General features: G+C 68.3%; 11 protein-coding genes. 5 read left to right on the top strand and 6 right to left on the bottom strand.

What is annotated here, in order from left to right; translation table 11 throughout:
• Positions 1-490 (bottom strand): biotin-dependent carboxyltransferase family protein (locus KH616_RS16615; RefSeq protein ID WP_292248271.1); only part of this gene is annotated, 490 nt, incomplete at its 3' end.
• Entirely contained in the window at positions 487-1,143 is a 657-nt protein-coding gene (pxpB, locus tag KH616_RS16610) for a 5-oxoprolinase subunit PxpB (protein WP_292248268.1), read from the bottom strand. The genes KH616_RS16615 and pxpB, both read right to left, overlap by 4 nt.
• A 149-nt stretch (positions 1,144-1,292) precedes the next feature.
• Here pxpB and KH616_RS16605 point away from each other — a divergent pair, with 149 nt between their 5' ends.
• Positions 1,293-1,805 (top strand): winged helix DNA-binding protein, encoded by a 513-nt coding sequence (locus KH616_RS16605; protein WP_292248265.1) that lies wholly within the window; start codon positions 1,293-1,295, stop codon positions 1,803-1,805.
• Between the two features lie 99 nt (positions 1,806-1,904).
• Here KH616_RS16605 and KH616_RS16600 read toward each other — a convergent pair whose 3' ends face one another.
• Positions 1,905-2,537: a 5-formyltetrahydrofolate cyclo-ligase gene (locus tag KH616_RS16600; protein ID WP_292248263.1), complete on the bottom strand. Its 633-nt coding sequence runs from the start codon at positions 2,535-2,537 to the stop codon at positions 1,905-1,907.
• Between the two features lie 8 nt (positions 2,538-2,545).
• On the opposite strand from KH616_RS16600, the gene KH616_RS16595 reads away from it, so the two are divergent.
• The 4 genes from KH616_RS16595 to KH616_RS16580 all read left to right on the top strand — a co-directional run bounded on the left by KH616_RS16595 (position 2,546) and on the right by KH616_RS16580 (position 7,472).
• Positions 2,546-4,498 (top strand): lytic transglycosylase domain-containing protein, encoded by a 1,953-nt coding sequence (locus KH616_RS16595; RefSeq protein ID WP_292248261.1) that lies wholly within the window; start codon positions 2,546-2,548, stop codon positions 4,496-4,498.
• An 89-nt stretch (positions 4,499-4,587) separates the two neighbouring features.
• The gene (locus KH616_RS16590; protein ID WP_292248259.1) at positions 4,588-5,547 is read left to right on the top strand and encodes a complex I NDUFA9 subunit family protein; all 960 of its coding nucleotides are present in this window, start codon (positions 4,588-4,590) and stop codon (positions 5,545-5,547) included.
• 36 nt (positions 5,548-5,583) lie between these two features.
• Positions 5,584-6,231 (top strand): glutathione S-transferase family protein, encoded by a 648-nt coding sequence (locus KH616_RS16585; RefSeq protein WP_292248257.1) that lies wholly within the window; start codon positions 5,584-5,586, stop codon positions 6,229-6,231.
• Positions 6,228-7,472 (top strand): multifunctional CCA addition/repair protein, encoded by a 1,245-nt coding sequence (locus KH616_RS16580; protein ID WP_292248256.1) that lies wholly within the window; start codon positions 6,228-6,230, stop codon positions 7,470-7,472. The genes KH616_RS16585 and KH616_RS16580 overlap by 4 nt, the downstream gene beginning before the upstream one ends.
• Positions 7,473-7,520: 48 nt before the next feature.
• Here KH616_RS16580 and KH616_RS16575 read toward each other — a convergent pair whose 3' ends face one another.
• From KH616_RS16575 to flgA, 3 genes are all read right to left on the bottom strand, one after another.
• A complete protein-coding gene (locus tag KH616_RS16575) occupies positions 7,521-7,961 on the bottom strand; it encodes a flagella synthesis protein FlgN (protein WP_292248255.1) in 441 nt (146 codons plus the stop codon).
• A 76-nt stretch (positions 7,962-8,037) separates the two neighbouring features.
• Positions 8,038-8,376 carry a flagellar biosynthesis anti-sigma factor FlgM gene (gene flgM, locus KH616_RS16570; protein WP_292248253.1) on the bottom strand — a complete coding sequence of 113 codons (339 nt, stop codon included), beginning with the start codon at positions 8,374-8,376 and terminating at the stop codon, positions 8,038-8,040.
• Between the two features lie 103 nt (positions 8,377-8,479).
• On the bottom strand, positions 8,480-9,194 hold a 715-nt coding region (flgA, locus tag KH616_RS16565), incomplete at its 5' end, for a flagellar basal body P-ring formation chaperone FlgA (RefSeq protein ID WP_292248251.1).

Raw genomic sequence — 9,194 nt, 5'->3', positions numbered from 1 at the left:
GAGCGACGCCGACCGGCAACCGGTCGCCATCGCGCAGCGCGCGGCCGCCGAGGCCGCCGAAGCGCGACGCGAGATCGGTACTGCGCGAGCCGAGTATCGGCAGGACGTCGACACCGCCGGCAACGCACAGATAGCCGCGCATTCCGCGTTTCGCGACCGGCAGCGTGAGCGTCTGGCCGGCTTCCACGGGCAGGCTCCACCAGGAATGAACGGCGCGGTCGTCGAGCGTCGCGCCGAACTCGGTGCCGGTGATGGCGATGCGCGTTGCGCGTGCGAAGCGGAACGCAGCCGGGCCGAACGTGATCTCGACCGCGGCCGCATCGGGGCGGTTGCCGACGAGCCGGTTGCCGACCTCGAGCGCGAGGCTGTCGAGCGCGCCGCCCTGGGCGACGCCGAGATGGCGTGTGCCGCGGCGGCCGAGATCCTGCACCGTCGACAGCGGGCCGGCCCGCAGCACGTCGATGCTGCCGGGGACTTTGCTCTGGCTCATGTCGCGTGGATCTCCGCAATGGTGAAGCGCACCCGGTCGCCGGGCAGGAGCAGCGTCGGCGGTTGCCGGGACGGATCGAACAGCACGCACGTCGTGCGGCCGATCAGTTGCCAGCCGCCGGGCGATCTGGCCGGATAAATGCCGGTCTGCGCGCCGCCGATGCCGACCGACCCGGCCGGCACCTCGAGGCGCGGCGCGGCGCGGCGCGGCGTGTGCAGCGTTTCGTCGAGACCGCCGAGATACGCGAAGCCCGGCTGGAAGCCGAGGAAAAACACGACGTATTCGCAGGCCGCGTGGCGTGCGACCACCTCATCGGCCGGCAGGCCGGTGTGCTCGGCGACGGCCTGCAGGTCGGGGCCGCCCTCGCCGCCGTATTCGACGGGAATCTCGATCTCGCGGCCATCCGCATGCTCGATGTCGGCGGTTTCCCAGGCGTCGCGCAGCGCGGGCGTCAATGCGTCCGCGGTGACGGCGAGCGGATCGAACACGATCGTCAGGTTGTTCATGCCCGGCACCACGTCGAAGACGTGGGCCCAGGCGCGCGCGACCGTGGCCATCGCCCAGATGCGGCGCTGACAGTCGAGCGTGGCGGGGGGCGGCACTTCGCAGACAAGTGCGGCGTCGCCGAGCGGGTAGATGCGTGGATGCGTCATCGGACTGGCACGGGTCGAGAGCCAATGTTAGAGAACATTGTCGATAAAATATCGATAATTTACAAATAAGCGTTTATGCCTAGCTGGCACGCGGAGGCTTCTGACGTACACTCTGCACACCCTGCCATCCTGCTTTCGCTGCCTGTTCCATGACGCATCACCCGACCAACATCGTTTCTTCCGAACACCTGGTTTCCGATTCGAGCGTGGAGCTGTCGGAGCTCGAATACGGGCTCATCATGGCGGGCAATGCATTCAACCGATGGATGGTGCGCTGCATGTCGGCGGCGGGCGCGAAGGACATGACGGCGGTCGAGGTGTCGCTGCTGCATCACGTCAGCCATCGCGAGCGCAAGAAGAAACTCGCCGACATCTGCTTCGTGCTCAATATCGAGGATACGCACGTCGCGACCTACGCGCTGAAGAAACTGATCGCACGCGGCTATGTCGAGAGCGAGAAGATCGGCAAGGAAGTGTTCTTTTCCGTGACGCCGGCCGGCCGGGACTTGTGTCTGAAGTATCGCGAGGTGCGCGAGCACTGCCTGATCGAGACGCTGAAAGACAGCGGCGTGACCAACGAGCAGATCGGCGAGGCGGCGCAGCTGCTGCGCCACGCGTCGGGCCTGTATGACACGGCCGCGCGCGCGGCCGCGTCGCTGTAGGCCCGCTGTAGGCCGAGGCCGGGGCAGGCGCAGCGCCCGGCGGCATGGCCGGGCATCCGTCAAACTGACGATATTGCGGCGATCGCGCCGGATCGCGCATTACGGCCGCGCGGGGTAAGTCTCTTCTTCCGTCACCACCCACTGCATCGCGTGATCGTGTTCTTCGGTCGGCAGCGCGTCGACCCGGCATGCCGCGTAGGCGATGCCGACCGTAACCGGCGGCGCGTCGCCCGGCCATGCCGCGAGCGTCCGGTCGTAATAGCCGCCGCCGTAGCCGAGCCGGTACAGGCGGCTGTCGAACCCGACACAGGGAATCAGCAGCAGATCCGGCACCACCGCTACGCCCGACGCGGGCTCCGGAATCCGGTGATGGCCTTCGCGCATCGGCGTGTGTGCGTCCCATGCATGAAATTCGAGCGGCGTGCGCTGTTCCCTGATCACCGGCAGCGCGGCCTGCCTGCCCGCTTGTGCGGCACACCACGCGAGCACTGCGGCGCGTGCGTCGAATTCGCCCGGAAGCGGCCAGTAAAATCCGACCGTGCGCGGCGCGAGATGATCGAGCAGGAGGCGCAGCCGGGCATCGAGCGCGTCGTTCGCCGCGGGCTGTGACTGGGCGTGGCGACGCGCTTGCGACAGTGCGCGGCGCAGCGCCTGTTTCCGTTCGCCGTGACCGGAGGAAGTCCCTGGGTGAAAAGGGTTGCGTGCTATGCTTTCGCTCACTCCGTGCTCCATTCAAAACGATGTCGAACAGCCTTTTCCGAGTATATCGCGCGGTCGCGCTGACGCTTTCGGCCACTGCGCTCGTCGTGGGCTCGGCCGCGTGCGCGGCGCCGTCCGACGACACGCTCTCCGGGGACGACCAGACCTTCATCCAGCTCCGCGAGGCCGCGCGCCGCAACGACGCCGCGAAGGCCGCGCAGCTCGCCGCGACGATCCCGAATTATCCGGCGCCGTCCTATCTCGAGTATTTCCAGATCAAGCCGCAGCTGTTCGATTCGTCCGGCCGCGCGCGCACCGATGCGCCGGACGCGCCGGTCCTGTCGTTCCTGCAGCGCTACGACGGCCAGGCGATCGCGGACCGGATGCGCAACGACTACCTGCTCGTGCTCGGCGCGCGCCACGACTGGCGCAATTTCGACGAGCAGTACACGCGCTTCGTGCTCGACGACGACACGCAGGTCAAGTGCTACGCGCTCGAATCGCGTGCCGCGCGCGGCGAGAACGTCGCCGATGCCGCGCGTGCGCTGTTGACCGAACCGAAGTACTACGGCGATGCGTGCGTCGATCTGATCACCGCGCTTGCCGTCAACCAGCAGTTCTCGAGCGACGACGTCTGGCAGCAGGTGCGTCTCGCATTCGAGCAGAACTACACGACGCTCGGCGGCAAGATCGTCGATGCGCTCGGCCCGCGTCCGGTCGCGTTCGATCAGGCGGCGAGCGCGCCGCCGCTGTTCCTCGCGCGTGGCGTCGGCCCCGACGCGACGTCGCACCAGCTTGCGCTGCTCGCGCTCGGCCGCATGGCGCGCAACGATCCGGAGCAGGCGGCCGCGATGCTGACATCGCTCGGATCGTCGCTGACGAAGCCGGAGCAGGCGATCGCGTGGGGCGCGATCGGTTATCAGGGTGCGCTGAAGCGCCTGCCGCTCGCGTCGGTCTGGTATCAGAATTCGGCGAATGCGCCGCTGTCGAACTCCGCCTACGAATGGCGCACGCGCAGCGCGCTGCTGGTCGGCGACTGGCCGATGGTGCGCTGGTCGATCGACCAGATGCCGGCGTTGCTGCGCGCCGATCCGGCATGGGTTTACTGGCATGCGCGCGCGCTCAAGCAGAGCGGCGATACGCTGCAGGCGAATCAGGAGTTCGAGCAGATCGCGGGCCAGTTCAACTTCTACGGCCAGCTCGCCGGCGAGGAACTCGGCCAGCGCACGCGGATCCCGCCGCGCACGACCGTGACCGACGACGAGATCAGTGCGATGAGCAAGGTGCCGGGCTTCGCGCTCGCGCAGCGCTTCTATGCACTGAACCTGCGTCTCGAAGGCAATCGCGAATGGAACTGGCCGCTGCGCGGCATGACCGATCGCCAGCTGCTCGCGGCCGCCGAATACGGCAAGCGCGTCGACCTGCTCGACCGCACGGTCAACACCGCGGATCGCACGAAGGCCGAGCATGACTTCACGCTGCGCTACCCGTCGCCGTACCGCGACATCGTCCAGCGCTACGCGCAGACGTCCGGTCTCGACATCGAATGGGCGTACGGGCTGATCCGCCAGGAATCGCGCTTCATCACGAACGCGCGTTCGTCGGTCGGCGCGGGCGGCCTGATGCAGCTGATGCCGGCGACCGCACAGCTCGTCGCGAAGAAGCTCGGCCTCGGCACGATCACGCGTGCGCAGATGCACGACATCGACACCAACATTCAGCTCGGCACCTGGTATCTGGCCGACATCTACAACACGTTCGACGGTTCGCCCGTGCTCGCGACCGCGGGCTACAACGCAGGTCCGGGCCGCCCGCGCCAGTGGCGCCAGGCGTTGACTCGGCCGATCGAAGGCGCGATCTTCGCGGAGACGATTCCGTTCAACGAGACGCGCGAGTATGTGAAGAACGTGCTGTCGAACACGACGTATTACGCGGGGCTGTTCGAAGGCAAGCCGCAATCGTTGAAGAAGCGTCTAGGCACGATCTCGCCCTGATCTGCAATCTGCATGCACACTGCCGCGCGAGACGCGGCAGTGCGCTTTAGGGCCTGTCGCTCGCGTGAACTGGCCCGGGAGCCTCGAACATGGATCGCCAGACCGTCGCATTGCTGGGAGGCACGGGTTTCATCGGCAGCCGGCTCGTGAAAGCGCTGATCGACGCAGGCAGGCACGTGCGGATCGGCACGCGGCGCCGCGACCATGCGCGTCACCTGATGATGCTGCCGGTCGAGATCGTCGAGCTCGAATCGCTCGACGCGCGGCGGCTGGCCCGCTTCGTCGCGGGCGCGCAGGCGGCCGTGAATCTGGTCGGCGTGCTGCACGGCGGCCGCGGCACGCCGTACGGCCCGGGCTTCGAACGCGCGCACGTTGCGTTGCCGGCGGCGCTGGCGAGCGCCTGTGTCGAGGCGGGTGTGCCGAGACTGTTGCACATGAGCGCGCTCGGCGCCGATTCGCACGGCCCGAGCATGTACCAGCGTTCGAAGGGCGACGGCGAGGCCGCGCTGCATGCGATCGCCGCGACCGATACGCTGCGCGTGACGATCTTCCGGCCGTCGGTCGTGTTCGGGCAGGGCGACCGGTTCCTCACCACGTTCGCGCGCCTGCAGCGCATGCTGCCGGTGCTGCCGCTCGCGATGCCCGATGCGCGGTTCCAGCCGGTATTCGTCGGCGATGTGGCAAGCGCGTTCGTCCATACGCTCGACCTCGCCGCCGCATACGGCAAGACCTACGAGCTTGGCGGCCCGACGGTCTATACGCTCGAGGAACTGGTCCGCTATTGTGGCTCGCTGGTCGGCCGGCAGGCGCGGATCGTGCGGCTGCCCGACGCGATCGCGCGATGGCAGGCGAGCGTGTTCGAATGCCTGCCGGGCGAGCCGATGATCACGCGCGACAACCTCGCATCGATGTCGGTGCCGAACGTGCTGTCCGGCCCGATCGCGCCGGAACTCGGCATAGAGCCGGCGAGCCTCGAAAGCATCGCGCCCACGTATCTCGGCCGCGCGGCGGTGCGGTCCCGTTTCGACAGGTTCCGCTCGCGCCGCTGACATCCTCACCTTTCTGCGCTTTACTGGAAATCCGTCATGAAACTGGTCATTGGGGACAAGAACTATTCGTCGTGGTCGATGCGGCCGTGGGTGCTGCTCACGCACTTCGGCATTCCGTTCGACGAAATCGTCGTGGAGCTGCACCGCGACGACACGCATGCACGCATCCGCGAGTACTCGCCGTCGGGCAAGGTGCCGTGCCTGATCGACGATCACGGGGTCGCGATCTGGGATTCGCTGGCGATCGCCGAGACGCTCGCCGAGCGCTATCCGCACTATCCGATGTGGCCGGCCGATCCGCTCGAACGCGCGCACGCGCGCTGCGTGTCCGCCGAGATGCATGCCGGCTTTGCGGCGCTGCGCGCGCAGATGGGGATGAACGTGCGCGCGGCGATGCCGGGCCGCGGTGCGACGCCGGAGTCGCTGGCCGACGTTGCGCGCATCGACGCGCTCTGGAGCGAATGCCTCGAAGCGTCGGGCGGCCCGTTCCTGTTCGGTGAGTTCGGCATCGCCGATGCGATGTATGCGCCCGTCGTGATGCGTTTCAACACGTACGCGCCCGGCCTGTCGCCGGAGGCGAGCGGTTATGTCGAACGGGTGACGGCGCTGCCGGCTGTCCAGCAGTGGATCGACGGTGCGCGCCGCGAAACGCATGTGATCACCGAATACGAGCCGACGCCATGAAGGTCTACGCAGTAGGCGGCGCGATCCGCGACGAATTGCTCGGCGTGCCGGTGCAGGATCTCGACTATGTCGTGGTCGGCGCGACGCCGGAGCAGATGGTTGCCCAGGGTTTCAGGCCGGTCGGCAAGGATTTCCCGGTGTTCCTGCATCCGGACACGCAAGAGGAATACGCGCTCGCGCGCACCGAGCGCAAGACGGCGGCCGGCTATCACGGCTTCCAGTTCTACTATGCGCCGGACGTCACGCTCGACGAGGATCTCGCGCGGCGCGACCTGACGATCAACGCGATGGCGCGCGAAGTCAGTCCGGACGGCGCACTGGTCGGGCCGGTGATCGATCCGTTCGGCGGCCGGGCGGATCTGGATGCGCATCTGTTCCGGCATGTCGGCGATGCGTTTGTCGAGGATCCGGTGCGAATCCTGCGCATCGCGCGTTTCGCGGCGCGTTTCGCCGGTTTCACCGTCGCCGACGAGACGATGGCGTTGATGCGGCGCATGGTCGATGCGGGCGAAGCCGATGCGCTCGTCGCCGAGCGGGTATGGCAGGAAGTCGCGCGCGGGCTGATGGAGGCGCGGCCGTCGCGGATGTTCGCGGTGCTGCGCGAATGCGGCGCGCTCGCGCGGATCCTGCCGGAGATCGATGCGCTGTTCGGCGTGCCGCAGCGCGCCGACTATCACCCTGAAGTCGACACGGGCGTGCACGTGATGATGGTCGTCGATTACGCGGCGAAGCAGGGTTATTCGCTCGCGGTGCGCTTCGCGGCGCTCACGCACGATCTCGGCAAGGCGACGACGCCCGCGGACGTGCTGCCGCGCCATATCGGCCACGAAGGCCGCAGCGTCGAACTGTTGAAGCCGCTGTGCGAACGGTTGCGGGTGCCGAACGAGTGCCGCGATCTCGCGCTCGTCGTCGCGCGGGAGCACGGCAACCTGCATCGCGTGATGGAGATGGGCGCGGCCGCGCTGGTGCGGCTGTTCGAGCGCGCCGATGCGCTGCGCAAGCCGGCGCGTTTCGCCGAGATGGTGCAGGCATGCGAATCCGATGCGCGCGGCCGGCTCGGGCTCGAGGCGCAGCCTTATCCCCAGGCCGAGCGGTTGCGCGGGGCGCTGGCGGCGGCGCGCAGCGTCGATGCGGGCGCGGTCGCGCGCAGCGTCGGCGAGGATGTCGCGAAGATCAAGGAGGCGGTGCACCGCGCACGGATCCAGGCGGTGGCGCTGGCGGCGGGTGTCAGTGACGATTGAATGTCGCCGGGCGTGCGTCGGCGCGGTGGTGCGGACTGTCGACGGCGATCAGCGAACGACCGCCGCGACCCGTCCGTCCGGCCCGTAGAAACCGCCTGGCGCGGGGGCCGAGCGCAGCACCGCGAGCGCCCGCTCGTTGTAGTCCATGCGGATCCGGATCAGCATGCCGTTATTCGCGTTGGCCTGGCGGGCGCGCTCGGCGGCCTGCTGCAGCAGCTGCCAGCGGCCGGCGAGGCGCGCGTCGCGCCCGGCGGCTTCATCCATGCCTTTCTTGCCGGTGGGAAACCCCAGCGCCGACAGCTGCGTATCGCGCGTGCGCTCGAGATGGGCGAGTTTCTCGATCAGTCCGGTCTTTTTTTCGATGATGCCCGGCAGCATCGCGAGCGGCTCCGGCGTCGTCAGCGCCTTTTCTTCATACGCGAGCAGCGACGCGAATGCTTCAACCGTCGCATGTTCGTCGTTGACCGTGGCCAGCAGCTCGTCTCTCATCGCATCTCGCTCAAAACCCGGGCGCGCGGCACGTCCGCGCCCCCGTCAACCGGTATTCGCCGGTCCGCAGACCGGGTCAGTCGCCCTTCGGGCGCTGCTGTTGCAGCAGCTCGCGGGCGGTTTTCAGGACGCCGTCGGCGATCTTGCTTGCGTCGATCGACAGCGTGCCGTTATTCAGTGCGTCCTTGATCGACTGGACGAGGCCCGCGTCGATATCCGTGCTGCCCGACGCCGACATCGTGCGCAATTGCCCGGACAGGCCCGACAGATTCACGGTCGCGTCGCCGCCGGCCGTGCCGGCGGGCGCCGACCCGCCCGCCGTCGCGGTCGTCGCGCCAGCCTGGGTGCGGGCCGCGCCGGTGCCGGCATTCGCCTGCGCGCGGGAACTCGAGGAGGGAGAGGAATCGATTTTCACGATGGTATTCCTGTACGGTTTGACCCAGATAACGGCAACGCGGGGCCAAACTTTAGCATCCCTTTCTCGACGTAAACCTCAACAGAAACAGAATCTTGCGCCGTCAGAGCGGAATCTCCACCGTGCCGGCGTCCTTGACGGTCGCGGTGACGATCTGCCCGGCCGCCATCCTCACCCGAACCTGCTGGCCGGGCGCCGCGTTCGCGAGCACGCTGCCTTCGGCCGAGATCGTGAAACCCGGTCCGGCTGCGACGACGCGCACGGTCTGGCCGGCCGATACCGACGCCGCGCTCTTCAGCATGTCCTGCCGCAGCGGCAGGCCGGCGCCGACGCGCGAGAGCGCCGTCGCGCCGATCGCCTGCGACGGATCGGTGATGATCGCGAGGGGCAGCACGGTCAGGTCGCCTTCGCGCGCGACGAGGTCGGCCGCGGTGAGCGCCTCGCCCGGCGCGATCTGCCGTGCGGCGACGTAGTAGGTGGCCTGCACGGTGATCTTTGCCTGCAGGTAGACGGTCCAGGGGCGCTCGCCCGCGCAGCGCACGCCGATCGTCGTGCGACCCCACAGGCGCGCGCCGGCCGGCAGGAACGGCGTGAGCGTTGTGCAGGCTGCCAGGCCGCGCGGAAGCGTCGGGGAGACGGTGACGGTCGTCTTGCCGGGCAGGCCGGCGATCTGCTGTTGGAGGAATGCGAGTGCGGTGCGGCGAATCGATTCGCTGTCTTGCTGGCCGGGCAGCGTCGCGCCAGGTTGGCGCGCGGCCGGCATGGCGGGCGCGGCTGCGGTGGCCGGCATGCGCATCGCGCTCGTCCCGGCGGGAAGT

The sequence above is a fragment of the Burkholderia sp. genome (genome assembly GCF_018375725.1).
GTDB lineage: Bacteria > Pseudomonadota > Gammaproteobacteria > Burkholderiales > Burkholderiaceae > Burkholderia.
The sequence above is the reverse complement of the archived record's forward strand: the minus strand, read 5'-3'. Positions and strand labels throughout refer to the sequence as shown.